This window comes from Zobellia uliginosa (genome assembly GCF_900156625.1).
Lineage (GTDB): Bacteria > Bacteroidota > Bacteroidia > Flavobacteriales > Flavobacteriaceae > Zobellia > Zobellia uliginosa.
Map to the genome: position 1 here is coordinate 107,055 of NZ_FTOB01000002.1, position 26,530 is coordinate 133,584.

At 38.3% G+C, this 26,530-nt stretch carries 25 protein-coding genes and 2 pseudogenes; 12 read left to right on the forward strand and 15 right to left on the reverse strand.

Going from position 1 to position 26,530, the window contains the following annotated elements:
- The first annotated feature begins 132 nt into the window (after positions 1–132).
- The 3 genes from BW980_RS05265 to BW980_RS05275 are packed head-to-tail and all read left to right on the forward strand — an operon-like array spanning position 133 to position 1,846.
- Positions 133–387: an autorepressor SdpR family transcription factor gene (locus BW980_RS05265; RefSeq protein WP_076453913.1), complete on the forward strand. Its 255-nt coding sequence runs from the start codon at positions 133–135 to the stop codon at positions 385–387.
- A 2-nt stretch (positions 388–389) separates the two neighbouring features.
- Complete coding sequence (locus tag BW980_RS05270; protein ID WP_076453914.1) at positions 390–1,043, forward strand: SdpI family protein; 654 nt, start codon at positions 390–392, stop codon at positions 1,041–1,043.
- 56 nt (positions 1,044–1,099) lie between these two features.
- Positions 1,100–1,846, forward strand: a complete 747-nt coding sequence (locus tag BW980_RS05275; protein ID WP_076453915.1) for a CPBP family intramembrane glutamic endopeptidase — start codon at positions 1,100–1,102, stop codon at positions 1,844–1,846.
- Between the two features lie 400 nt (positions 1,847–2,246).
- Here the strand turns inward: BW980_RS05275 and BW980_RS05280 are convergent, their stop codons facing one another.
- The 3 genes from BW980_RS05280 to BW980_RS05290 all read right to left on the reverse strand — a co-directional run bounded on the left by BW980_RS05280 (position 2,247) and on the right by BW980_RS05290 (position 5,372).
- Positions 2,247–2,795, reverse strand: coding sequence for a cupin domain-containing protein (locus tag BW980_RS05280; protein WP_076453916.1), 549 nt, complete (start codon positions 2,793–2,795; stop codon positions 2,247–2,249).
- 92 nt (positions 2,796–2,887) lie between these two features.
- The gene (locus BW980_RS05285) at positions 2,888–3,697 is read right to left on the reverse strand and encodes a helix-turn-helix domain-containing protein (RefSeq protein WP_076453917.1); all 810 of its coding nucleotides are present in this window, start codon (positions 3,695–3,697) and stop codon (positions 2,888–2,890) included.
- Between the two features lie 1,015 nt (positions 3,698–4,712).
- Complete coding sequence (locus BW980_RS05290) at positions 4,713–5,372, reverse strand: hypothetical protein (RefSeq protein ID WP_076453918.1); 660 nt, start codon at positions 5,370–5,372, stop codon at positions 4,713–4,715.
- 316 nt (positions 5,373–5,688) lie between these two features.
- Here BW980_RS05290 and BW980_RS05295 point away from each other — a divergent pair.
- Positions 5,689–5,922: pseudogene (locus tag BW980_RS05295) on the forward strand (transposase); the annotation flags it as partial.
- 272 nt (positions 5,923–6,194) lie between these two features.
- Here the strand turns inward: BW980_RS05295 and BW980_RS22515 are convergent.
- Positions 6,195–6,755 carry a hypothetical protein gene (locus BW980_RS22515; protein WP_076453921.1) on the reverse strand — a complete coding sequence of 187 codons (561 nt, stop codon included), beginning with the start codon at positions 6,753–6,755 and terminating at the stop codon, positions 6,195–6,197.
- Between the two features lie 242 nt (positions 6,756–6,997).
- Here BW980_RS22515 and BW980_RS05310 point away from each other — a divergent pair.
- Positions 6,998–7,231 (forward strand): annotated as a pseudogene (locus BW980_RS05310) (transposase); the annotation flags it as partial.
- Positions 7,232–7,462: 231 nt separating this feature from the next.
- Here BW980_RS05310 and BW980_RS05315 read toward each other — a convergent pair.
- Entirely contained in the window at positions 7,463–9,142 is a 1,680-nt protein-coding gene (locus BW980_RS05315) for a hypothetical protein (protein ID WP_076453923.1), read from the reverse strand.
- A gap of 76 nt (positions 9,143–9,218) precedes the next feature.
- On the opposite strand from BW980_RS05315, the gene BW980_RS05320 reads away from it, so the two are divergent.
- Entirely contained in the window at positions 9,219–10,811 is a 1,593-nt protein-coding gene (locus BW980_RS05320) for an IS1182 family transposase (protein WP_245799958.1), read from the forward strand.
- 76 nt (positions 10,812–10,887) lie between these two features.
- Here BW980_RS05320 and BW980_RS05325 read toward each other — a convergent pair whose 3' ends face one another.
- The 9 genes from BW980_RS05325 to BW980_RS05365 all read right to left on the reverse strand — a co-directional run bounded on the left by BW980_RS05325 (position 10,888) and on the right by BW980_RS05365 (position 18,154).
- The gene (locus tag BW980_RS05325; RefSeq protein WP_217694786.1) at positions 10,888–11,700 is read right to left on the reverse strand and encodes a hypothetical protein; all 813 of its coding nucleotides are present in this window, start codon (positions 11,698–11,700) and stop codon (positions 10,888–10,890) included.
- 229 nt (positions 11,701–11,929) lie between these two features.
- The gene (locus tag BW980_RS05330) at positions 11,930–12,346 is read right to left on the reverse strand and encodes a hypothetical protein (RefSeq protein WP_076453924.1); all 417 of its coding nucleotides are present in this window, start codon (positions 12,344–12,346) and stop codon (positions 11,930–11,932) included.
- Between the two features lie 317 nt (positions 12,347–12,663).
- Positions 12,664–13,224, reverse strand: a complete 561-nt coding sequence (locus tag BW980_RS05335; protein ID WP_076453925.1) for a helix-turn-helix domain-containing protein — start codon at positions 13,222–13,224, stop codon at positions 12,664–12,666.
- A 10-nt stretch (positions 13,225–13,234) separates the two neighbouring features.
- Positions 13,235–13,573 carry a type II toxin-antitoxin system HigB family toxin gene (locus BW980_RS05340; protein ID WP_076453926.1) on the reverse strand — a complete coding sequence of 113 codons (339 nt, stop codon included), beginning with the start codon at positions 13,571–13,573 and terminating at the stop codon, positions 13,235–13,237.
- 183 nt (positions 13,574–13,756) lie between these two features.
- Complete coding sequence (locus BW980_RS05345; protein WP_076453927.1) at positions 13,757–14,305, reverse strand: hypothetical protein; 549 nt, start codon at positions 14,303–14,305, stop codon at positions 13,757–13,759.
- A gap of 105 nt (positions 14,306–14,410) precedes the next feature.
- Positions 14,411–14,944: a helix-turn-helix domain-containing protein gene (locus BW980_RS05350; protein ID WP_076453928.1), complete on the reverse strand. Its 534-nt coding sequence runs from the start codon at positions 14,942–14,944 to the stop codon at positions 14,411–14,413.
- Positions 14,945–15,151: 207 nt separating this feature from the next.
- Positions 15,152–15,931 (reverse strand): toxin-antitoxin system YwqK family antitoxin, encoded by a 780-nt coding sequence (locus BW980_RS05355; RefSeq protein ID WP_076453929.1) that lies wholly within the window; start codon positions 15,929–15,931, stop codon positions 15,152–15,154.
- Between the two features lie 322 nt (positions 15,932–16,253).
- A complete protein-coding gene (locus BW980_RS05360) occupies positions 16,254–17,177 on the reverse strand; it encodes a S41 family peptidase (RefSeq protein ID WP_076453930.1) in 924 nt (307 codons plus the stop codon).
- Positions 17,178–17,455: 278 nt separating this feature from the next.
- On the reverse strand, positions 17,456–18,154 hold the full coding sequence (locus BW980_RS05365) for a YARHG domain-containing protein (RefSeq protein WP_076453931.1): 699 nt from the start codon (positions 18,152–18,154) through the stop codon (positions 17,456–17,458).
- 525 nt (positions 18,155–18,679) lie between these two features.
- Here BW980_RS05365 and BW980_RS05370 point away from each other — a divergent pair.
- The 6 genes from BW980_RS05370 (at position 18,680) to BW980_RS05395 (ending at position 25,245) form a co-directional block, all read left to right on the forward strand.
- Entirely contained in the window at positions 18,680–20,533 is a 1,854-nt protein-coding gene (locus tag BW980_RS05370; protein WP_076453932.1) for a tetratricopeptide repeat-containing sensor histidine kinase, read from the forward strand.
- A complete protein-coding gene (locus BW980_RS05375) occupies positions 20,530–21,267 on the forward strand; it encodes a LytR/AlgR family response regulator transcription factor (protein ID WP_076453933.1) in 738 nt (245 codons plus the stop codon). Before BW980_RS05370 ends, BW980_RS05375 begins: the two co-directional genes overlap by 4 nt.
- Before the next feature lie 107 nt (positions 21,268–21,374).
- Entirely contained in the window at positions 21,375–21,785 is a 411-nt protein-coding gene (locus tag BW980_RS05380; protein ID WP_076453934.1) for a hypothetical protein, read from the forward strand.
- A 60-nt stretch (positions 21,786–21,845) separates the two neighbouring features.
- Complete coding sequence (locus BW980_RS05385; RefSeq protein WP_139327612.1) at positions 21,846–22,499, forward strand: hypothetical protein; 654 nt, start codon at positions 21,846–21,848, stop codon at positions 22,497–22,499.
- Positions 22,500–22,511: 12 nt separating this feature from the next.
- Positions 22,512–23,744, forward strand: coding sequence for a DUF6882 domain-containing protein (locus BW980_RS22520; RefSeq protein ID WP_076453936.1), 1,233 nt, complete (start codon positions 22,512–22,514; stop codon positions 23,742–23,744).
- A gap of 10 nt (positions 23,745–23,754) precedes the next feature.
- Positions 23,755–25,245 (forward strand): M48 family metallopeptidase, encoded by a 1,491-nt coding sequence (locus tag BW980_RS05395; RefSeq protein WP_076453937.1) that lies wholly within the window; start codon positions 23,755–23,757, stop codon positions 25,243–25,245.
- Between the two features lie 88 nt (positions 25,246–25,333).
- Here BW980_RS05395 and BW980_RS05400 read toward each other — a convergent pair whose 3' ends face one another.
- On the reverse strand, positions 25,334–26,506 hold the full coding sequence (locus BW980_RS05400; RefSeq protein ID WP_076453938.1) for a hypothetical protein: 1,173 nt from the start codon (positions 26,504–26,506) through the stop codon (positions 25,334–25,336).
- Positions 26,507–26,530: the final 24 nt, after the last annotated feature.

The following is a 26,530-nucleotide window of genomic DNA, read 5'->3' on the forward strand; positions in this document are numbered from 1 at the left end:
ATTAAGGGGCGATCACGATACTTCTGGCGAGAAAAGAAGTCTATCTAAAAGTTTTGATTATTCAAAAAAATATTTGGAAGAAAGTATGTATCTAAACAATTATTTAGATTTTTGTCTAAATAACTAAACGAAATGAATTATTTGTTCAAAGCGCTTAATGATGAAACAAGAAGACGGATTATAGAACTATTGAAGGATAAGGATATGAATGCAGGGGAAATTGCGGATGAATTTAACATTTCGAAGCCCAGTATTTCGCATCATCTTGATATTCTCAAAAGGGCAGATTTAATAATAAGCGAAAAGAAAGGGCAATTTGTCGAGTACTCATTAAACACAAGCATATTAGAGGATTTAATGGCTTGGATACTAACCTTAAAAAAATAAACATGAAATTCTCAATACAGAAAGAACTTCCTTTGATAAGTGTGGTTTTATTGCCTTTTATATACCTGAAATATGTATGGAACGACCTACCGCAAAAAGTTCCCGTACACTGGAATTTACAGGGGGAAATTGATAGATATGGCAGCAAGATGGAATTATGGCTAATTCCAATTCTTTTACCCCTTTTAAGCTATATCATCTTTCTTATTGTACCCCATATCGACCCAAAGGGAAAGATTAAAAATATGGGGGCCAAATATGGTCATCTCAAAATGTGGGTTACCTTACTTATGTCCGTAATATCCATTTTTATTCTCTATACTATAAAAAACCAGCCCGGCTCGAGTCCGGATTATATCATTCCCTTACTTGGTGTTTTACTACTAATTTTTGGCAATTATTTCCAAACACTAAAGGCCAATTACTTTATCGGTATCCGAACGCCTTGGACCCTAGAAAACGAAATGGTATGGAAAAGAACACATAGAATCGCAGGGAAACTATGGTTTGTAGGTGGATTGGTGATTCTGCTCGGCAGTTCTATTTTAGACGGTCAAATTAGCATAAAGTTCGCCTTGGGCATAATAAGCTTGATAGGCCTTTTTCCAATTTTATATTCGTACTTGTTATTTAGGAAACTAAAAAATCCTGCCTAGCATACGATAACCGAATCAAGCTTCATGTTTACGACTAATTTTTGAAAACCTTAGATATGCACAACAAGCTAAAATTGGGTCTGACCCTATTTGGCCTCGGAATTCTCGGCATACTATCCATGCTCACAATTACTTTTCCAGGGGATATGATACCCAAGGAACTGGTTGAGGCCCTATCGCCAGAAACCCTCAAGTATTTATCGTTGATACAACCATCAGTTTTGCTGTTGATTGCTGTCGTTATCGGAACGATGCTCTATGATAAGGTCAATTTACAGGTACCCTCTATTTCCGATATATTGAAAATTGAAAGTCCTAAAATATCGTTCAAGGAACAAATTAAATTCGGGGTCTTATTTGGGATCATCGCTGGTATATTGACAACCTTGGTTACATTCGTTTTTAAAACATCGATTCCTCAAGAGTTTGTCGAAATGCAGGGGAAAGTCCAATTTACCCCTATTGCCAGATTTCTGTACGGCGGGATTACCGAAGAAATTTTAATGCGTTTTGGCTTTATGACATTGCTAGTTTGGTCAGCATTTAAAATCACCAAGAATTTAAATGATCTGACGTATTGGATCGGAATTGTTTTGGCAAGTCTTTTATTCGCAATAGGACATTTTCCAATGGTGTTTAGCGTAGTAGAAAATCCATCCGCTTTATTTCTGACATTTGTTATGCTTGGCAATTCCATAGCAGGGTTATTCTTTGGTTGGCTTTATTGGAGGAAGGGACTGGAGGCGGCAATGGTCGCTCATATCATGACCCATGTAATACTAATGACCGGGGAAATCATGTAGGTTTCCCTTCACAAGAATTATCCGGTTTTCAAGAACTTCATTAAAGTTTACATCCGTATGGGTGGGAACTCCTGCGTGGCAGTTTTTTAATTCCTGCAGGGTAAAAAGTACGGCCGGTTTGACCATCTATATAGTAATGGCAATTCCGTTCCCCTCCTTAGGGATTATTCGCTCCAATTTAAGTGCTATTCTCGACTACAAACCCCATTTTTGGGATTATAAAGTTGGTAGAATGATTTTTACTACTGTTTAGGCTATTATTTTTATACTTTGTGCTCGTTGCGCGACTATGAATAATATCAATACGCACTTGTTAGGTTATTGGCAAAGAATAATTATGTTTTAAAATTAACCGAGAAAACAGTTGTTTTTTAACTCAGTTCTTTGTTGGCAGTAGTATTTATTTGACGAATGTGACTCCGTGATTGCTGCAAATGTCTGCTACCTTTTCAAAATCAGGCGGTCCGGAAGGCAAGTCAGCCAGTTCTTGAAACATTTTTTCAATTCCCGCAGGAATAGCACTTGTAATCATTTTAGCTTTTTCTGAACCTACGACTTTCCAAGCGTGTGGTAAGTTCTTTGGTGCAAATGCTGTGTCGCCTGCCTTTAATACAGTAGTTGTTCCATCAACCATTATTTCGACCTGTCCTTTGACGACCCTAAAAATCTCGTCTTCTTTGGTATGTATGTGTGGCGGTATACCAACACCAGGTTCTACATTGTCAACCCACTCCACAATTTGGTTGTCGGTTTCACTTCCGATTAATTTATGGGTCTGTATATCGCCAATTACGTCTAAAACTTCACCCTCATTGTCCTTTATGATTTTGGGATTGAGATTAGAAAAAAGGACTGTATTTTTAAATTGCTGCTTGCTGCTTGCTATTCTAGGTATCAACACAATTCCGAGCCCCAAGCCCGTAGTTTGAATAAATTTTTTTCTGTTCATAACCAATTGTTCTTTAGTTATGATAAAGGTAAAGCGAGAAGTTGCTTTAAAAGTTGTGATAAAATCGGTATAACATTAGAATTTCGGAAAATTTAGCTCTTTCTAATTTGAGAAGGCGGCAAGTTGGTGTGCTTCTTTAGGAAATAGCTGAAATAATCAGGTGAGGAAAAGCCCAATTGATAGGCTATTTCTTTGATGGGCTTATCGGTGAATTTCAATTCGTGGCGGGCGGTCATCACAAGTTTTTCGGCAATAAGGCTTTTGGCATTTGTTCCTAAAACCTCTTTCACGCACTCGTTCAGGTATTTGTCCGAAACGTGTAATAGTTGTGCATAGGCCGAAACTTCGTGTTTTTTCGAAAATTGTGTGTCAATCTTTTTCTTGAATTTATAGACCAAGGCAGCTTTTTGGTTATTGTCCGAAATAAACGTTTTTATATTGCATTTCCCGTCACAATACACAAAAAAGGTATTCAGAAGTGACAATATAGCCTGCTCTTTATTCGGAAGATTAGTGCTGATGAGTTCATCGAGCATTTCAAGAATAGATTTTACACGTTTTTCGATACCTGGGGAAAGGTTTATTTTCGGAATCTCATCAGTCGATTTGAAAAAACGCACTTGGGTAATATGCAGGTTTTTAAAAATAGGGTTGTCCATCAGGGTTCTGGGGATTAATAGCACGTATCCCGATGATGAATCAGTATCAGTTTTATAAAGTTTCCAATCAAAGTCAGGGGTAAGGAAAAAAACCGAATTGGATATGTTTTTATATTTTGTTTGGTTTATTTCGATATGGTCAACGCCGTTTTGCAACCAGCACAACGTATAACAATCTTCTTCATTTCGCCTTGAAGTTACCTTGTTCAGTATGGGTGATATTTTTATTGTTTGTGTTCGCATTCTTATATTACTGCCAACGGCCCGGGACTAGGCCCTGCGGATGCGCAGCATACGCGTTAAGGGTCTGGGCTGGGCATCCGTGGGGCTTATCCCTTGTTGTGTTTCGTTTTCCTTCGGGAGGTCTCTACGGTTTTCTGAGGTCGCTCCCTATATTTTTGCGCCGCCCTTCCCGGGCCGTTGTGGCGTATTGAGCGCACCGGGAATCGAAAAAAGGTATGGGTACGGAGCGTTGCCCGTCTTGCTTTTTTCGATGTAGGGACGCGGCCGAAGGCAATTCGCCACAACGAGGTTGTGTATGGTTAGTTGCTTTGCGACTAAAGATAGCAAAAGGGGACGAATCTGAGGGAAATTCGGAGAATTTTCAGATTAGAGATTATCAAACTCTGGCAATTAATTATACACGGTGTGTGCCCAGTATGGGCATCCTTTACGCTACAGAAATGTAGTTGATTAATCTAGAGGGGGCAAGTCCCTTATGGGCAGGGGTAACGCCTTGAACCATTAGTAAGTCGCAAGGGTGGTAACTGCGAAGTTACATCTGAAGAAAGCGCGACTACAAAACTCGGTACCGACGAACAGGAACCGTATACGGAGGCATATTCATCCGGGCAAGCAAGCACATCATTGTAACGCCCCAAGAGAACCAAAAGGATGATTATGTAGATACGGCGGTTATCGAGCGAAAGAAGATGTTCTTACCTGGGGAGATCTCTATAACCACGAGTTGGTATAGTAGAGAAGTCAGCAGAGGTCATAGTACTTACGGGCAACGAGCTAGGGCAATACCCTAGAGGTCTCACAAGTAAGGAAGGACCGAACGTAATTCTCTTCAAAATTCGCATAGGAGCACGTGTTGTAGCCTATGTCTAAATTAGAAGATAGTGCCAAGGGTGGAAAGAGCCTTGGTTTGATGATTTACGAACCGCCTGTTACGAGACCCGTATGGCAGGTGGTGTGAGAGGCGCAGTCCGTTCCTAACTAGGGGCGGACCCGTCTACTCGATTGTGGTGCGTTTTTATTCCGTCAACTTCATTTCCTCCATTTTTTCCGGTTCTTTAGGAGGCGGTGGTGGTTCAAAATAGGGTGTATAATCTGTGAGCCATATCCTTATGTCTGAATTTAGAAAGTTCCGTTCGTAAGCTCTACTTAATTCTAAAAAAATTGGTTGGAGCTTATTTAAGCCATCATTTGAGACAGAAATCGAAAGAATATGTTTGGCAGGACTTTCACTCCAATTTTCGTCTTTTCCATTATTGGATATATCTTTTTCCAAAACTGATCCTAATTTGGAAAGTTCAAACTTTTTGCAGATCCATGGATTAGTGAATCTTTTCTCAATACTATCATCATGCACGATCAGTACATTTTTCTGTTTGATAAGGATATCACCTATTTTGTCCCAACAAGGCGTTGATACTTTGTGGATATATGTAGTATCATTGACCCTCATTATGACAACTGGGACGCTATCATTGCAAACTATCTCGTCAACATGTTTTAAAAGATTACGATAATCGTCGAATTCAGAAAATTCTAAAGCAACCATATTATCTTCAATATTAGACACAACATTTTCTGTCAAATCAATGTTTTTATCCTGTTGCCTTTCGTTTTTGCAGCCAGAAACGACAATAAGCAATATGGTGATTAAGCATTTATTCAATAGTCTTTCCATATTTTGACTCGATAGCTCAAGAAATTAATAGAGTTTCTTTATGTAGGGAATGCACCACAACGCTAAATATATGGCAAGTTGGGCGGAAAACAAGTAATTATTTTTGGTTTAGCCACAAGCCAAATCTTTTGTATTTTGTTTTAATTTTTCTCTTTTAATACCAAATCAAAATATTTGGCGACTTTGCAAATAGACAACAACCTTTCGATTAAACACTAATCGCCAATTTGCTATATATAGTGTGCCTGTTGCACAAGTTAACGAAAAAACCACATAGGATCAAGGCGATCTTAACGTTGCGTTGTTAATTTTAGGTATGCAGGGAAAAAAGGATTACCAAGAAAAACGGTTCGCCCATTTCCAGTTGAGCGAGCGAATCCCCGAGAACAATTTCTACAGGCGGTTAAAGGAGGTTTTGGAACTCCGGTTCTTTTACGGCCTTACCGAAGGCTACTACGGGAACAGCGGCCAAAAGAGCATAGACCCGGTGGTCTTCTTCAAGCTCTGCCTTGTGGGCTACCTGGAGAACATCATCAGCGACCGCAAGCTTACAAGGTGATGCACCTCTCGGCCATAGCCTATAATCTTAAAAAGTACCTGAAATTCACGGAAAAACGTGCCAAAAGCGGGGCGGGACGGCTTGATTTGGCAGTCTTGGCAAAAAGTGCGCTTCAATACTTGTTTGGGACTTGCATAAAACATCGAAATTTGGTGCCTCGATTCTGGCCCGACATAAAAAGAGCCCCGTAAAGAGGCTTATATGAATCCGTTTTTTTGCTTTTCAATGGCTTGTGCAACGATTACTTGTGTTAGCATTAGTTTTTATTCGGGCAATTTATCATATATCGTAATGTCTACAGGAATTTTTATTTTTTTATTTACTTTTCCAGGCATTTCAAAGTCAATTAAAATATGTCCTTTAAGTTTTTCATATTCTTTGTCAAGTTTTATTTTAATCCCTAAGTTTTGACATAAAACATTATCATAATCCCATAAAGAGTATTCCTGTAAATTAACAGCTATTTCATTATCTACTATTTGGAGTTTCTCATTTTTCTCATTTATCAATTCGTAATCTTTAAAGGTACATGTAGTAAAATCCCAAATATCATCGTCTTTGTTGATTATAGTTCCATTGTTTTCATTAAACTCTTCCAGTTTCGTTTTGGATATAGGATATCTAGTATAAAGATGTACTAAACTTGTTGGTTGCTTTTTCCTTTCAGTAAAGGCTCCAATAGAAATTGTTGCTTTTGCTCCAATTTCGTCTAAAAACTGTTCACTCTCGTTTTTAGAATATTTGTAATCGGATTTATCTTGACTATTACAACTGGTCAGAAATACAGTTAGTGTTATGAAAAAAAGTTTTCTAAAATATTTCATTCTGGAATTTTAGTTTAAATTAATGCTAACGGTTTGTATAAGATTAGTTGCGTCGTTTAAGCAACTAATTTAGCAAATACAAACCGAACCTGCCAGCCGGCAGGCTGGTAGAAAATCCGCAAGGATTTTCGTAAGTAGGCTAGAACTAGCAATAAATTATATACGGTGTGCCTGTTGCACAAGTTAACGAAAAAACCACATAGGATCAAGGCGATCTTAACGTTGCGTTGTTAATTTTAGGTATGCAGGGAAAAAAGGATTACCAAGAAAAACGGTTCGCCCATTTCCAATTGGGCGAGCGAATCCCCGAGAACAATTTCTACAGGCGGTTAAAGGAGGTTTTGGAACTCCGGTTCCTTTATGGCCTTAGCGAAGGCTATTACGGGAACAGCGGCCAAAAGAGCATAGACCCGGTGGTCTTCTTCAAGCTCTGTCTTGTGGGCTATCTGGAGAACATCGTCAGCGACCGCAAGCTTACAAGGTGATGCACCTCTCGGCGATTGCCTATAACCTGAAGAAGTGCCTGAAATTCACGGAAAAACGTGTCAAAAGCGGGGCGGGACGGCTTGATTTGGCAGTCTTGGTAAAAAGTGCGCTTCAATACTTGTTCGGGACTTGCATAAAACATCTAAATTTGGTGCCTCGATTCTGCCCCGACATAAAAAAAGCCCCGTAAAGAGGCTTATATGAATCCGTTTTTTTGCTTTTCAATGGCTTGTGCAAGGATTACTAGTGTTACCTGCTGGCTTTTCGGCTTCTAAATCCCAGTATAATTGCACGTAATTATTGACGGCAATTAGTCTTAAAGTAAATTCGCCCATTATCCATCTTCTTCCATGCCACTTTCCATCATCGAATTCGCTCATTTTAAAAGGTCCATCGTCATTTATATCAGGTCCGAAAGCTCCTAATAAGCGGTTTACTAATTCTCTTATTTCTTTATCTATTATAAACCAATTAGTAGGCTTGTCCTGACTTAAAAAAACAGACCATTCTTCATTCTCGTCGAAAGGATGGAAAGTAACTAATTTATTGAAAAAGCCAAACAAGAAATAAGGAAAGTAAAATGTTCTGTATTTTCCTGAATCAATTTCGGATTCATAAAAATCATTGGATTCCAAACGGTTTTGAAAAATGTTTAAATCAGTTTGAGGGTCTTTATTGCCTAAAAAGTTTTTATAAAATTCTAAAAATTCTTCAGGTTTTTGAACTCTAGTATTTATATCTAATTTTTCAAAAACTTTAAGTGTTTTCTTGTAAGACCTTTTATCATTAATAACATAGAAATTGCAGGTTGACGCATATGCTGCGTGGAACGCGTCTTCTGTTGTATTCTTGAAAGTTTCTTTTCTACCTTTTTTAATGTTTACTTTATCTTCTTGATAACCGTGCATATCTAATTTTAGATATTCATTAGATATGTCATTAAACCATTTCGGGGCATGCTTGCCATTGTTTTTGAACTGGTCGACGGTAATACCAAGTTTATCGTAACTTTTGTCAATTAAATCAAATGGGTTTTCAGTATTAAAAATCTTATCCCTATTAATACCCATACCATTTTGTATTGTTTGTCTTAACTCCTTGTAGCCATCATTTTCATTTAGATTTATATTCATTTGAGAAAAACTTTTGAAAAAACCACCCATTGTAGGCTTATCTTTTAAACCAGGGAACATATTTTCCATTATGGCTGCGCTTTCAGGGTTTTTGAAAGCTTCTTTAAGCGAATCATCTAATGGTAGATTTTTAAGTAAATCGAACAATGGTTTAACTATCTTGTTCGTTTTTTCATCATCTTCGAAGGTCTTCATTAATCCTTCAATACTTAAATCTTTAAATGAGTCTTTACTTTCAATTGTGTGCTCAAATAACTCCTTAGGTGGATACTGTTCACAAACAATTCCCTTTCCATTGTTATATAAACAATAGTTCTCTGTTAGTTCTGAAATAAACTCTAAGTCCGAGTTAATCAGTTCCTGTTGTTTTTGATTTTCGCTAAAACTAGCAGATATATCAGTTATATGAGAACTAGAAAAAATAACAAATAAATTGTGATTATTTAAAAGGATTTCTTTTAACTCCGAATGTGCTCCATTTTTAATTTGAGATAGGACATTCCAGTCAAAATAAACTTTAATCATGTTTACTGGTGGTTTTTTGAGCTTGCAGATAACGGTTGAGCTAAGCGTAGTGCGGAGGTACGACATCTGCGACAGCAGTGGGCGAGTTGGCGCGCTGGCCAGTTTCCGTCTTAACACGAAGCTAAAGCTTTTGGTTTTGCTTTTTCTTTTTTTGTCCAAAGCTAAATCCCAAAGATTTAGCGCCATTATAAATATACACAGACCTTTCAATTTTGCCCTAAAGTCCGCATTACGTTTAGGCATTGTGCCTGTTGCACAAGTTAACGAAAAAACCACATAGGATCAAGGCGATCTTAACGTTGCGTTGTTAATTTTAGGTATGCAGGGAAAAAAGCATTACCAAGAAAAACTGTTCGCCCATTTCCAGTTGAGCGAGCGAATCCCCGAGAACAATTTCTACAGGCGGTTAAAGGAGGTTTTGGAACTCCGGTTCCTTTACGGCCTTACCGAAGGCTATTACGGGAACAGCGGCCAAAAGAGCATAGACCCGGTGGTCTTCTTCAAGCTCTGCCTTGTGGGCTATCTGGAGAACATCATCAGCGACCGCAAGCTCATGGCCCATTGTTCCCTACGGTTGGACATCCTTTATTTCATAGGGTACGATATAGACGAGGAGCTCCCCTGGCACAGTACGATAAGCCGTACCCGCCAACTGTTCCCGGAAAGTGTATTCGAGGAAGTCTTCACCACGGTTTTACGTATGTGCGTGGAGAAGGGAATGGTAAGCGGCCATACCCAGGCCATAGATTCCGCACCGGTCAAGGCCAACGCGAGCATGGACACCTTGGAACTTAAGGTGCCCGAAGGGGAACTGGACGAACACCTGCGCAAGGTACGGGTGCTGAGTGCAATGGACAAAGGGGAGCCACACCGTAAATCGCAGAACGACAGGTCGGACAAGGGCCAGCGCAGCGTTACGGCCAACCCCAACGAACTGGCGGCGATAAAGGGCCGGAACAAAAAATGGGCGAAGGACCAGGACCAACGCCCGGGCGCCAAGAACAAGGGGGCCAAGTATACGAGTAACAAAACACATTACAGCCCCACGGACCCCGATGCGAGGATCAGCGTAAAACCGGGCAAGGCCCGAAAGCTGAACTACCTGAGCCAATTGAGCGTTGATACGGCCCACCACGTCATTACGGACATCAGGGCCTACCATGCGGACGGGAAGGACAACCAACAGTTGCCGGATATCGTCCAAAGACTTCGGGCAAGGTTGTGGAAGCAGGGCCTGGTCTGGGAGAACTGTGTAGCGGACACGGGTTACAGTAGCGGGGAGAACTATGCCTTTCTAGAGGATATCGGTCTAAAGAGCTTCATTCCGCCCCATGGCACCTACAAGGGCGGTCCGGACGGATTCACCTATAACAATACAGAAGACCATTACGTATGTCCGCAGGGCAAGGTGATACCCTTCACCAAGGTGTTCAACGATCACCGTACGGGTACGAAAAAGAAAGCGTACCGCGCATCGAGCCTGATCTGTAAGGGCTGCCCGTTGAAATCCACATGTCTGGGCAAGGTGAACGAAAAACAATTTTCGGTCACCTATTACCGTGCGGAGTACGAGCGGAACATCAAAAGGGTGAACAGTAAATTGGGGCGCTATATGAAGGGCAAGCGACAGAGTACGGTAGAGCCCGTATTCGGAACGCTGACCCAGTTCATGGGGCTCAGGAAGATAAACACCATAGGATTGGCACAGGCCAACAAGGTGATGCACCTCTCGGCGATTGCCTATAACCTGAAGAAGTACCTGAAATTCACGGAAAAACGCTCAAAAAGCGGGGCGGGACGGCTTGATTTGGCAGTCTTGGCAAAAAGTGCGCTTCAATACTTGTTCGGGACTTGCATAAAGCATCGAAATTTGGTGCCTCGATTCTGGCCCGACATAAAAAAAGCCCCGTAAAGAGGCTTATATAAATCCGTTTTTTTGCTTTTCAATGGCTTGTGCAACGATTACCTTTGTTGGCATTTCGTACTTTTTATTTCAGATGCATTTTGGTATTGTCCTTTATTTCCTTACCTAAATCTGGTCTTTTTTTTACAATTAATTCTGTGAAAATTTTTTGAATGAATGGAGCCACCCAATACTGTGAATCTTCCTCTGGCGTAATTCCTATGTCCATAGAATCTGAGTAATCACTTGACATAAAAAAATGGTCATTCGAATAAAAAAGATATGCGAAATGTTGAATAAATAATGATTCAATGTCATAAGAAATAATGTCCAGATATTTTATTCTATTTGGATTGTGTATTTCATTGTCGTTCAATAACATATTATGGAAAAAATTGTAATGCGTATTGTCATTACATCTATCTCTGATTTTTTTTAACCTATCATCTTTCTTTAAAAGATTAGTTATTGGCATTAGCGTTTCGGATTCTTTGATGTATTTTGAAATAACTCTAAATTCTGGTATAGTTTCAGTTCCATTCCGCCAATTATCAATTTGTTCAACAATGAAATTGTCAATGCTAAAATTGTCTTGTAGATAAAGATTGGAATAGATATTTATGTATGTAGAATCATAATATTTTCTGATTAAGGCGTATGCATCATTAATCCTGCCTTTGCGTAAAATTTGACTGATAGAATTTATAGTGCCTTTTATCGACGAAATTGCATAAGTATCTAGGTTTATAAAAGACTTTGTTCCTTGCGACATCCAATTCATAATGGAAAATGACAATGACTCGTAAAAATCAGAATATGCAGTCAGTTCTGCGAAAATTCGATGTTTCGTGTATTCCTCTCCTAATTTGTCCTCTATTGTTATGTCTCCAAATTTCAATTTTGATATGATTTTTTAGTATGAATGCCAACGGTTGAGCTATGAACAGTACGGGAGCAAACTAGTGTTTGCTATCCGCCACACACATAGCAAAATCTTTTTGTTTTGTTTTTCTTTTCGTTGTTTAAAGCCAAATCCAAAAGATTTGGCGGACTTAGCAAACAAACCCAAGCCATTAAATTTAACTCATTTTGCCCTATTTGCTATAGGTGTTGTTGTACGCTGGCTTTTATTCGTTTTTTAAATCAATTTCGGTTATTCTTGGTTTTTCATATGCTAAAACAGTCAAACAACCATTAGTCGTAGCTATGAAAAATTCATTTAGGTCGTCAACCGCTCTACTAACATCTAAAATTCCGCTTTGCATTACTTCACCAGACTTCCAACCTCCTTTAATTATTCTAAAAAGGTGATATCCGTTTTTAAAATCAGGTAAATCCCAATAACTTAAAAAATCGCCTTCGTCTAAATATCGAAATCCATTAAATCCGCCAAATTCATATTCAATTCCGATTTGCTTTTCGGAATTTTTCCAAGTCGAAATCGTGATTTTTAAACCGAATACAGTCCATTGAAAATCAATAATATCGCTTTCCCGTTTTATTGAGAAATATTCCTTTCCGATTTTGTCAATTATCATCTTCATTTACGATTTTCAGCTTGCGCACAACTTGTTTATATGCGGAACATTCTGTCTTTTATCCTGCCAATCCGGTACAATATGCGGAGGTTACGGTTTAATTTATCACTATTATTTCAGTTAAGCGATAAAACTGCTATTTTTTATATACGATGTGCTTGTTGCTCAACCATATATTCCATCAATACATACTTGTTAGGTAGTTTTTTTGTAAAGCATAACTAATTGATGTACTGTGTTTAGTTATTTCCAATAATTCAAAAACTATCAATTTATTGCTGATGACGGCTTGTGCAAGGGTTACTTTTGTTGGCAGTAGTAATTTACGCTATTGCTAAATCGTCTTCACTTAATTTCAGTTTTGGATTATCTAATTTTTTAATCGTTGCTCTAATTTTCACTCTATCGGATTGTGGCAAAAAAGTCGGCACCAAATCGGTTAAATCAATTTTCAAAATTCGATTAATAACAATTAAATCCTTTAAAGAAAAAGGACTTACACCATTAATCAGTTCAGACATATAGGATTTGCTTTGGTGCCCCAAAACTTTCCCAAAGTCTTGTTGAGTTAGGTTTAAGTTCTTTAGTTTCTTTCTTATAAGCTCTTTTCTTCGCTGGATAAATAAACGTTCCTTTTCAGCAATCAATTCCGCAACATCGCTTTCACCTAGTTTTTTGTCAGATATTTTAGATTCCGCACTCCAATTCTCATTTTCGTACTGCTCAATTAAATCTCTTAACTTTTTTCGAATAGATTTGAATTTGGGGTTTTCTTTTGAAAGAACACGTAGTTTTCTGTCCGCAATCAATGCTCTTTCAAAATCCAGTTCATTCTGAATTTTTCCAGTTTTTATTAGTTGAGATATGTCAAATTGTGTTTTCATAATATTGTTTTTAAATCCAATCGTTAGACTTTAACCACTTTTTTATGGTGTTTCTATTGTTCTTAAAAGTCATTTCGTATTGCTGGTGTGTTCCTGCCCAAACTACCGTTGCTTCATTATCGTCAAACTCAATCAGAATCATTGTTCTGTGAACATTGATGTTAAAAAAATAAAATCCATCACTATGAACATTATCAGCATCCTGTCTCGTTTCGTTTAATTCCGTTTGGTCTTTCCAATCATTCTCGTCAACATCCTTAATTAGTTTGTCGATAGCTTTAATTAAAGGAGTATTTCCTTTGTTCTTTCTTTTTAGCTTTTCTAATATTTTCTTATTGGTCAGTCTCATTTACAATTGCAAATATAAAAAAAGTTCGGATATTGACCGAACTTTAGAAAATCTCTTTTATTGCTGCAACTAAGTGATATATTATGTTTTAATTAATTCAAAAACTATCAATTTATTGCTGATGACGGCTTGTGCAAGGGGTACTTTGTTGTGCATGGGCTTTTCCCGAAATTTATGTCTATTTTACAATAATCTGATTCCAAAAAACTGGTCGGATAATATTAAAATTGAACTTACTACCGTCGTAATTATTGTTGTCCAAAAGTTGAATTTCCAATTCACTCCATATTTTTTAGAGATTTTAAAGACTAAAAAAAATAGAAATCCAGAAACAATAATTGATATTGTAAAAAGCCCAATACCTAAGAATTCGCTTATTCGGCCTTCATCATTTGGATTGATGAAATTCATTATTCCTGCTAATGACCTCGTATATAAGGGAACGAATATAAAGGGATATATATATTTATTCCAGCCTTTTGTTTTGAGAGTGATAAATGCAATTATTGCTTGAAAAATAGTAATTAAAGGTCCAGTAGCCGAAATGTAAATTTTATGCCATTCCGTAGGTTCCTGTCCTTCAGCAAAGGATACAGAATTTAGTCTCATTATTGAGTCATATCCCAAAGATTCGCTTGTAAGCCAATGAGTAAATTCGTGGAGTAACCAAGTAAAACTAACAGCTACGATGCTTATAAAAATATATTTCCCGTTTATTCTTTGTTGGTTCATCTGTTTTATATTGAAGGGTTTAATCTTATTTTACAAAAATCTGACAGTTAGTATAAATTTTGAAAATAAGATACCGACAATATTGCGTCAATGGTATGACATCTTTTATAACAGTTTGATATTGGGCTTAATATATAATTCCGAATGATTGGTTAGACTTATCGAATTTTTAAAGACAATAAAGACATTGATGCAGATTGATACAATTAATAGAATAATGAGTATAGGAGTGTTTATTTGAAACCAATGCTGAAGGAAAGGACTAACTACTAATGAAATAGATGTAATAATACTCCAAATAATTTGAACGCTTAATATGTCTTTTCCTAGTGATTTTGTTTTTTCATTTTTACTTTTAAAAGTTAAAATAGCGGGTAGAATTATGTTCCCAAAAGGTATGATACAAAAAGAGAGTGCTGATATATTGATGATTTTAATTTTCTCTAAATCTATTTTTTTATTTAATAGGTCTTCTGGTTTAACTTTTAAAGTATTTGCTAGGGATTCTAATGTGAATCCTTTTGGGGTATTTCCTTTCTCAATTCTCTGAATAGTCCGCAATGATAAACCTGATTTTTCAGCAAGTTCGGTTTGGGTCAAATTATTCCTATTTCTATGAAATTGAACTTTATTTTTCATGTTTTGTAGTCATTTTCGAGCTTATGCACAACCATGAATTCCATCAATATGTACTTGTTAGGTTATTTTTTTTTAAACATAACTAGCTGATATATTAGATTTCAATTATTTCTGGTAATTCAAAAACTATCAATTTATTGCTGATGACGGGTTGTGCAACTACCTATTGTTTTTTCCATTACAGCCTTTAAATTAAATTACGATTCATTATTTATCTGAAATCTGCTCGCCATTTTCGTAATACTTTTTTAATTCTAACTTACCTGTTTTGTCAAAAACTTCAACAACACCGTGGTATTTGTCATTTTTAAAATTGGCTGTAAATTCGACTAGTCCATTTGATTGATAAACTGTAAATTTACCTGACCTAATTCCGTTTTCAAACTCAGATTTTTGTTTAAGTTTACCAGTGTTCTCAAAATAAAATTGCCATTCTCCATGTCTACCACTTATGGGAACTGATGTACGACCTAGTTTAGTTTCATCTCCATTTAAATAGTGTCCTTCAGCTTTGATTTTTCCAGTATTATAATAATAATATTTCCACAATCCATTTTGCAAATTATTTTCGTATTTACCAACAGATTTTAATTTACCATTACCATAAAATTCTTTCCAAATTCCGTTTTTTTTATAATTTAAAAATGTTCCGTAAGTTATAGTATCTCCATTTAATTTTAATTGTAAATATGGACCGGTTTTATTTCCTTTTATATAAGTGCTTTTTTGTTTTAGATTACCATTTTCTGCGTAATATTCAAGATATTTTCCATCTATTTTTCCTTTCACGCAATTAAACGTTAGTAATACTCGCCCTGACCTTGTAGTGTCCAAAACTTTTCCTGTAAATGGTTGTTCTTTTAACTTATAGATTCCATCTGCTTTATTCAAACTAATAGAGGAGGTTTGTTTTTCTTGGCAAGAAAATAATGTGAGCGATATTAAAATAGAGAGAGGATAAAGTTTGTATAAAAAAAAAATTTCCATTTTTAAAATAATTGGTAACAACGCGATATAGTTAATGATGCCATCCTTCTTATAGCACCTGCAAATCTATATCCTTCTTTTTAGCACCTCTAATGTACCACCTTTACGCACATCGGCCTTACGGATTTACGTAAGGCTGTTAAGAAATTTTTTAACAGGGGCTCCAGGGGGCTGCGAACCGTAGATAGGTCGGTCTTTGCCTTAAAAACCCTTTGTCCTTCTCTGTGGTCGCTTCAAGGACAAAACCGCCTTAAAAAGCGGTTATGGAAGTCGTTATTCTATTTGGTATGGGCTTGTGAAGGGGTACCGGTGTTATGCTGTGTTATTTCTCCTTTACCAGCCATTCGATCGCTTTTTCTTTGGGATTGTTCGTAATAATGTCGGGTGATATTTGACCTCCATATAATTTTTTTGTTCTATCGGCCATAATCGTTGTTGTTAGGACAAGTTTTGCTCCATCACTCAATGGATAAACCACATTTCCCGTAGATAGTCCGGCAGTGTTTTTTCCAAAGAATTTTGTGCATGGCAGTCCTTTAAACGTTATTGCTATGGCCTCTCCCGAACTGGCGGTCATTTCCCCTATCAAGACAGCGATCTTAGGTGCTTTCTTTTTTAAGGTATATGAGTTTTCAACTTCTAATTTAATATCTTTTCCAGTGTAGACGGTATTATTCGAAAAACTCCACTCGGCGCTATTTTTCTCCCAATCCAGAAAGTAACCTGAAATACCTTCTCCTAAAATTGGTGCTAGTCCTAAATACATCGGCCACATATTACCCCCGTAATTTTCTGATAAGTCAATTATCCAGCCGTTTATTTCGGGTCTATCGAGTTTTGTTATTTTACTTTGGATGTATGTTGCGAACTTTTTGGCGATTTCCCCGTCTTCATTAAATGCCGGAATTTTCAAATATGCAATTTGCCCGTCAAAAATTTTAGCATCAACGAAAGGCATCTTTTTATCAACTTCTTGAAATTCGGTTGCGGGTTGTTTCTTTATAAAGAAACTGTGTTGATCTCCTAATTGTCTTAGAACATCTTCAATAATAGGATATGTTTCTTCGATGGTATTTTTTTCTTTTACTCTCTTGTGCGCGGAATTCCTTAAATTTTTCCAGTCGACATTCTCAGTTTCAATCGAATTTTCCTGCATAATATCTATAGCCGAGTCCAGATATGTTTTCGGTTCGTTATTACACGAGAATAAAAGACAGGCTAAAATTATAATGAATAGTTTGTTCATTTTATGGCTTACGGTAATTTCTTACTTCAAAAATTCTTAAGGAAATAACTCTTGCACTTGATTTATCAGCAAAGTTCCTTAATATGAGTAATGCCGCCTAACAACGCGATATAGTTAATGATGCCATCCTTCTTATATAGACTAAGGTAGTAAATCCTATACACCTTGATCTTAAAAAAAAAAGTGGACTTCAGTGGTTTTAGGGCTTCCATCCAAGTGGCTAAAACTTTTGTCAGGGCAAAAAAAAGCCCCTTAAAGAGGTTTTTGTGGATCTGTTCTTATTCAATTTTTTTAATGAGTTCCACATTATAGCGTTCAATTTCCGTTAAAAATTGTTCGACTTCTTCGTGCTCGGGCCGATACCATTTTTGCTTTTTGAAATACTTATCCATATCCCCTCCTTCCTTAAAAATATAACCGTAGCGCGCAAAAATTTCATTTCTCATTAATTTCAAATCATCCTTACCCATTTGATTTAATTCCTCACGGTGTAATTTTCTAAAAGATGCTTGCCTATATTTTCCGGAATAGATGTCTTCAAACTTGAGCTCCGTTCTAGCGCCAATTTCAAATTCACTGTCTTCGATCCAGCTCGACCAGGGATTATTGATTTTCAGTCCTTTGATATAGTCGCCCGATTCCGTTTTGTATCTAATGAACTGCCCGGAATGTTGGTCACTGGTAAATTTTCCGTTTTTATCTATGGCGATATGGGTGAGGGTGATATAATTCGCTTTCAAGGTTCCGGTACTCTCTTCCCAATATCCGCTCAGAACCTGTCCGATGATACAGCCGTCAGAGAAAAACACACGAAGATCCGATTCGCTTTCACTTTCCCCAAAATGATAGCTTCCGGCGTATTCAATTTCAGATTTTGCAACCCAAGGGCTTAGATCGGACGCATTAATTTCTTGTCCGCCCCAATATTGGGCGAAAGCGAAATTGGAAGTAAATAAAAAGAGGATTACTATTCTCATATCTTGTTTTCAAATGGCTTACAAGGGCTGGGCCGTGGACCCAGGGTGCAAACCGGCGTTGGTTTTCCGCTATATCTTTAGCGGAATCTTTCTATTTTTTTGTCCAAGGCAAAACCCTATCGGCATTGCGATGTTATAAAAATACACAAACCCCGGGATTAAGCTTGAAGTCCGCCATCTTTGTCGCGTATGGCAAGCGTTATTTTTCTGGGTTAATTCCATGGCTTGTCCCCAAAAATCACCCCTATCGGCTTTTCGACCTTCGATTGTGGGGCTTACATAAATATCGGGGAGAAAATCGATGCCGTGCCGAGAAGTCCTTAGCTCGAACAATAGCTCGTTAAGGTCTAAACGACAGAGGGTTCTAGGGAGGTGAAACAGCTTTCGGGCCTTCTACTGCATTGATTTTTGTAAAATATTGCTTTAAAGGTGCTCCAACGACAAGAAAAACAAGGCAAATACCCTTATTTAAACATTGGCGATTTCTTACTTTAGCTTATTCAAAGAACATCGAGTTTCGCTTACATGATTTTAAAGAACAAAAGCTTTTGGCGCTTAGGATTTGCCATTTCACTCTTGCTAGGGTTTACGGCCTGTAAGAAACAAGACAGCATACGCCCCGGTATAGAAAAAAGACTCTCGGTGTTAGACAGTACAAGGCTGACGCGACCTGAAAAATCCCTTTCCGAATTAGATAGCCTATTGCAAAACAGTAAAGACCTGAACGACAAGGAACGGGCCCTGTTATTGTTCAACAAGGGGGAGGCCCTATACTTGAACGACAAATATTTGGAAGCCTTTAATACGCAGCAACAAAGCCATAAATTATTTGTTGAATTAAAGGACGGCTACAACGAGGCCCGTTCCCTCATTACCCTAAGTGGGGCCGCCCTTCATATGGGAGATATAGAAACCTCACAGCGATATGCCTTAGAAGCCTTGGAACTGAGTCGGTCGATAGGGGATAAGCGTATAGAAGGTAAAGCGTACAACCAATTGTTCAAACTGCATTTTAGGTTAAAGGATTACCAAGAGGCCTTGTCGTATATACAATTGACCGACAGTCTATATACCATAGAAGCAGACACCACCTCATTGATCTCAATAAAGGGCAATACGGCCAGTGTATATTTAAAACTAAAGGACTATAACAAAGCTTTGGCCAGTTACTCCGAAGCCATGGCCTTAAGCCAAACGAAAAGAGATCCCAAAACCTTGGTAAGTGTGCTGAACAATATAGGCTACACCTATATGGAAGCCGGGGAATACGAGAGCTCCGAGAAATTTTTAAGGGGAGCCATTACCTTGAACAAGAACATAAAAGCGATAAATGCGGCCCCCTACAAGGGTTTGGGTTCCCTATTTTTATTAAAGGCCCAAAACGACTCCGCAGAGGTCAATTTCAACAAGGCATTGGCCATCTATAGGGCGAACAAGGATATGAAGGAGGAAATAGATGTAAGGGATAAGCTTATTGCCATATCCATTATGTCGGGAGATTACACCAAGGCGCTGAACCACCAGGTCGTTAGGGATAGTTTACAGCTCAACGTAAACCACCTGGAAAAGAACCGGCTTTTAAACTTTGCCAACGTCAATTATGAAGTCAAACGAAAAGAGACCGAAATTCAACACCAGAAGGAAATAAACCGTAGAAACACCTGGCTTTTGATAAGTACGGTCGTCCTCTTTATATTTTTACTTATCATTGCGGCCTTTTCTATCTATAACACCAAATTGCGGGCCGCAAATAGGGCTTCGAAATTGGAACAGCGTTTATTGCGCGTACAAATGAACCCGCATTTTATTTTTAATACCCTTGCCGCCATTCAAAATATAATCTTGGATGGAAACCCCATAAAATCATCGAACCACATTGCCAAATTTTCGAAGTTGATCCGTCAAAATTTCGATTACGTACGAAAGGAATCGATTAGCTTGGACAAGGAAATGGAAATGGTTGCCAATTATATTGAAACCCAGCAACTGCGCTTTAACAATGCCTTTACATATTCAATAGAAATTGAAGGTATAGACGATCCCTCTAGCGTAATGCTGCCCCCAATGCTGTTACAGCCCTTTATTGAAAATGCCATTGAGTATGGCCTAAAGGGGAAGAAAGAAGGCGGGGAGCTTCTGATCAAAATAGAGAAAAACGGAAAGGACCTGTCCTTTGTAATATCCGACAACGGGGTGGGACGATCGGCAAAGGCGAAAGACGAAAAAATAACGGAAGAACTGCACGCAACAAGTGTATTTTTAGAGCGTTTAAAAATGAGGAAAAAGGGAGAGGAAAAAACCTTCGTTATCGAAGACCTATTCGATACGGACAACAACCCTGCAGGAACAAAAGTGTTTTTTAAATTGAAAATTCAATGATTAAGGCAATTATAGTTGAGGATGAATTTAATGCCCTGAACACACTCGACAAACTTATTCGATATACCCAAAAAGACATTGAGGTCGTGGCCAAAATAGACAATGTTCAAGACGCCATAGCCTTTTTGCAAGAGCAGAGTCCGGACCTTGTTTTTCTCGATATAGAGCTTATTGACGGGAATGCCTTTCAAATTTTGGAAGCCTTGGACAGTATCGCCTTCAAAATTATCTTTATAACCGCCTACGACGAATTCGCCATAAAGGCGATCAAGTTCGATACCATAGATTATTTGTTGAAGCCTATAGACTCCGATGAACTATCGGCCTGTTTAGATCGGTTCAGGGTGGCCTATGAAAAAGACCGGGTATATAAAAATGCCTTGGACAAGGTTGCTGAAATCAACGAAAAGGAAGTGCAGAAAACCTTGTTGATCAAAACGGCCGATGCCCAATATTTTCTTCAGATCAAGGATATTGTACGCTGCCAGTCCGATGGCGCTTACACCATCTTTCATACCGTAGACAAAAAAATCATGAGTGCCCGTAACCTAAAGTATTACGAGAATATTTTGAGCGAACATACCTTCGTTAGGGTACATCAATCGCATTTGGTGAATATCAAGTATATAAAAACGATCAGTGGCAATAATTCCGTTTGGCTCACGAATGACGAGGAAATACCGGTGGCCACACGGAAAAAATCGTATTTAAAACAGGTTTTGGATAGCCTATAGGCGCAAATACAAAACGGAAAACAGCAAATGTAAAACGGTTTTAAAATCCCCATTTTCACACCCTAGTTTTGAGGCAAATAAACAAATAACCCTTAAAACAAAAGATCATGGGATTAAAGGAAAACCGATTTACAAAAACATTTCAAGAAGAACAATTTCCAGAATTAAAGGCACAGCTTATAGCCGCGGCAGGTTTTGACGTAGCCTTGAATATTGAGTGGGAAACCTTATTCGAAGACCGTTTTTTACATCTTTATAAGGACTCGTACCCCAAAATATACTTCATACCCCTTATTGAAGCTTTTAAGGCCATTACTGCAGACGACATGGGCAAGGAAGCTTTGGCCGAAGGTTTAAAGGAAGTACGTATTACCAACACCCAAGACCATCACAACCCTAAAAATGCCTATTCGTTCGTCGATGGGATTTTAACGGTAGACCACAGTCCGATACTCAACGCGGATCAGGTAGAAAATAGAACAGAGGTGTTGACCGATCTATTGGAGAAAAATCTTTAAAAACCTTTTCGATCAATTGTTTCGCGACCAGTCGATAAGCATTCACAACCCTACTACCTTATGACAGATACACCGTATTACAAAGCCTTTGTGGCCCAGGCACCTGTCCATGTGATCCAAGCCGTTTTCGAGAATGAAGCACCTGTTTTAATAGGGGTTTCCTTAACTGACGGCGTCTACCTGGAGGGTATCGTCCTAGACATTCAGGACTATAACTATCAAAAATCGATCTGCCTGCTTACGGCGAACGAACAGGTCGTCTTTTTCGATTCACGGCACCTAGTGGCCCTAACGGTAAAACAACCCAAGAAAATGGCCGTGGCCTTATCGAAAGGCGCCATTAGCAGACCGATGGGAGCGGCAAACGAAAACCTTACCGTCTTGCAGCTGAAACGCTGGATACGCACCGAAAAGGCACAGTTGGGAAGTCAAGTCAAGGAATTTAAGATAGACGCCCTTCCCCTCGACGAGCTGAACAACCGGTTGAACATTAAAGATGTGTTCAAGGCCTTACAAACGGTCGTTTCCCAAATTACAAAAGACGATTTGGGACAAAGCGCCTGGCAAGCTATTGATACCATTGTCTTGGAACAGGCCGATAAGCTAAGCGTCAAGGTCCAAGCCGCAACAGTTATAATTTCATTGGCAATCGATAAAGCCTTGCCAAGTGACCTATCGAAAATTTTAGAAGAGCAATTATTACAAAAACTATAAAGAATAAAAGATATGGGACTTAAAGAAAAAAGAATAATCAAAGCATTTCAAAACGATTTGTATCCGGCCTTGGAGGCCGAAATAAACAAGGCCGCAGGTTACGTCGTACCTATGGATATTAAGTGGGATACCTTAATGGAAGACCGCTTTTCACACATCTACCACAACACTTTTCCCAAAATATATTTTCAGCCCTTGATCGAAGCGTTTAAGGCAATCTGTATCGATGAAATGGGAGTTGAACTTTTACAAGCGGGATTAAAAAAAGTAATCATCGTAAACGAAAACAATGAGCATAGTCTAGGGAAGGCCATCACTTTTGAAGAGGGAGTGCTGAAAATCGACCATAGTCCGGTTATCAATGCCGATAATGTCGAAGACAAGGCAAATCGCATTATCGAGTTATTGGAAAACAAACTGGAGGAATTTGCCGAAACCTCTGCGGATAAGGCTCCGGCGGCCCAAGCCCCTGCCGCGGCAACTCCTGCACCTCAGGCCCCTGTTACGGCAGCTCCAGTGGCTGAAAGCCCTGCAGCTACCGGGGAAACCCAAGCATCGGAAAAGCAGGCCCCGAAATTTTCGATGCATGAGCTGTACAACCAATCGTTTGCCCTGGCCTGTGAAAAGCAGGAGATTTTTAGCGAGATCGTAGAAGGCTTGAATTGGAGCTGTGATATGCTCGAAGGTAAACTGACCTACGGTGATGACAAGGTTTTTGATATTCAGGTAATCGGAACCTATTCAGAGAACGAAAAAAGCTGGTTATGGGCTTGGGCCAACAACCAAAGTGGTATTCCCGAAGCCTTCTTGCAAACCTCATTGGGAATGAGGGATTTGGGAAAAGCCTATGACTTGGAAGATCTAACATCGCCGAAACTGCAAACGGATACCGATCCCGGCGCGTATTTTTCCGTTATCGCCTTAGGTGTTTTTAGAGACAGTTGTTATGTACCCTTAACCTTTAAAGGCCTAAAAGTGTATGTGACCGTGCGATCTGCAGAGGTAGACGACAAGTCAAGAACCGCACCGGCATTGATCTGCTCGCATTTCACCAACCTGACGGCAAGCTTCCAGTTTCCCCATAAGTACTGTTTGTTCTATTACCTAATGGCGAAAGGATATCAAGTGGAAAATTCCGGTAATAACATTTTGGCCAAAAAGGGGGACGATCAGATTTTGGGAATTTTTGACCTAAAAGGAAACCTAATGAAAATTTCAAATTCCAAAACAGCGGTTCAAGCTTAAAAAAAGAATTATGTCATATACATCAACAACATTATCAGATTTACAAAAAGAACATCAAGACGCCCTTAATACGGCCCAAGAAGAGATGATGGCCAATTTGAACGCGGCACAGGCAACGGGCGATTTTCAAAAAATACAGGAGGTAAGTGTTTCTTTTCAAAATACGGCCACAAAATTGGCCGATGATTATACCAAACGTATCGAAGAGATCAATGCCTTAAACGAAAAGGTGGAAGCGGAAAAAGTAGCGGATATTTATAGCGACAAAAGGGCCAATATAGACTTGAACCATTTGGTCTATGATGGCGATAGGGATTATGTTATCGAGTTTCAAAACAACGAATTGATACAACAGACCTTAGAAAAAGTCAACGAAACCAATGGCAAGTTCAAATCGAGAAAGCATTTGTTAAAGTCCAGTTTAAGGTTGACCAAAACCTTGGCCCCCATGCTTCACGAAATTGGGGAACATTGCAAACAAGCCTTACAACTGAAACCCGAAATTGAATTTTTCGTCTACCAGAGCGACCAATTCAATGCTTCTTGCTACCCGCCGGATGACAATAGACTTTATATCATTTTGTCTTCGGGAATGTTGGAGCGTTTTACAAAAGAGGAATTGACCTTTGTGATCGGTCATGAAATTGGCCATGTGCTTTTTGAGCATTTTGATTACCCTGTACGTCAAATCTTGGATATTGGCGCAAATGACCTGGCCCCCATACACGCGATGAAATTGTATGCCTGGCACAGAAATGCCGAAATAAGTGCTGACAGGGTCGGATTGCTTTGTTGCCAAGATTTTGAAACCGCCGGCCGAACCTTCTTTAAGCTGTCTTCGGGAGTGACTACCGATTCATTGGACTTTCAACTTAACGCCTATATAGAGCAATTTGTAGATTTGGAGGAAGCCTTGAACGATGCCAACCACGACCCATCGGATTGGTACAGCAGCCACCCCTTCAGTCCGCTACGGATCAAGGCCTTGGAACTTTTTAACAAGAGTGAGACCTATGCTTCCTTTAACGACAAGGTTACGGGAGAGGTCACCGAAGAGGCCATGGAGCTTGAAATTAAACGGATCATGTCGTTGATGGAGCCCGAAAACCTAGAAGAAAATGATGAGCATTCGGAAAAAATACAGCGCTTTATGTTCTTAGGGGGCTACTTGATATCAAATGCCGATGGCGTGGTTGACGAGTCAGAGATCCAAGCATTGAGCAGTATTGTGCTGCCTAAGGTCTTTGCCAATTGCATGATGACGATCAAGGGGCTTACCCAAGACGAGATGATAGAGGAAGTGCAGCAGCTATCGAACGATTTGGACCTGGTGCTCTCGGTAATGCAAAAGTTGAACATTCTCAGGGACCTATCCATTATATCGTACGCCGACGGACAGATAGACGACAGCGAAGTACATGTGCTGTACAACCTGGCAAGGCTCTTACGTATCAACACCGATTTTATAGATCGTGTAATTAGCGATGCCCAAGGCGTTTAGCCCTGATCGCATATGGGAGACAACAAAAAAGGGACGCATAATTGTGCGTCTCTTTTTGTTTTATATAGGAGCTTTGTTGGCAAACGTTTTACAAATCGTGATAATTATTCAGTAAGCTATTATAGAAGTAGGCTATTTCTTTGGAATTTACTCTTCCATAATTCATCTGCCCTCCTGTATATAATAATATATCATTTTCATTTATTCTTGTTTTTTTTAAAATAGCATAATCAAAACTATTTGGCCATTTGGGTTTTTTCAAGAGAATAACAGAGCTACTATCTACAAATTCGGTTTTAATATAATTCTCTCTTGCGCGTAAAAAAGCAATATTATCAGTAATATCCGAACTATTTAGAGTGTGAAAATCTATAAAATTATTTTTTGGTATTTTATGAATTGACCTCCATAGTTCTTCGACTTGGCTATCTGTTTTCATAATAGATAAAACTTCTATATTGCCACCAAATTCAAAAGAATAACTAGCGTTTGTAGCTAGAGTATCAATTGAAGAGATTAGTAGGTTAATCGTATTTTTTAATTTTTTTGATTCTAAATTGGATAGTGACTTTTTATATGTATTCCAGTGCCGTGCTTTATTAGTTTTATGACCTTTAAATAAATTCTTGGCCATTCTTAATTGACAAATGGATAAATCAAGAATATCTGCTTTAGAAGCATTTGAAAAGAAGCTTTCATTCGTTTTAGAGTAAATAGCGAATGAATTTATCTCTTTTAAGTATCTAAATCGAATAACAGCTATATTGTTTCTTGTGTCTTCATATATAATACTTTCTTTATCCGAATAGTATATTTTTTTGTAGGCGGCTTTATTTAAATCTTTAAATTTTTCAGTAGTTATTGCCGTTGAGTCATGAGTTTCTACAAAGTGAATTTTACCTTCTTTTCTACTATTACCGTCATACGGAATATTATTTTCTAACTCATATTGGCTATAACCCGAAGAGTTGTCACTTATAAATAAATCGTATAAATCCCATTCAAAAGCATTTGATTCTTTATTTAATTTTATTGAATATTGAAAAGGGATAGATATTTCGACGTTGTTTAAGTTAAGATTGTTATAGATATTATCAACAGCTAATTTTTTAGATATCAAGGCAGTATCTATTTCAACCTCTATCGCGTTATTTTCAATTTTTATGGGACTAGTTTGGGTTTCTGCAATAATTTTGGTTTGATTATTATTTTTACAACCCATTATAGTCGCTGTAATGAAAACTATTATTTTTAAGTTCATTTCAAAATTAGTTTGAAGGGTGTT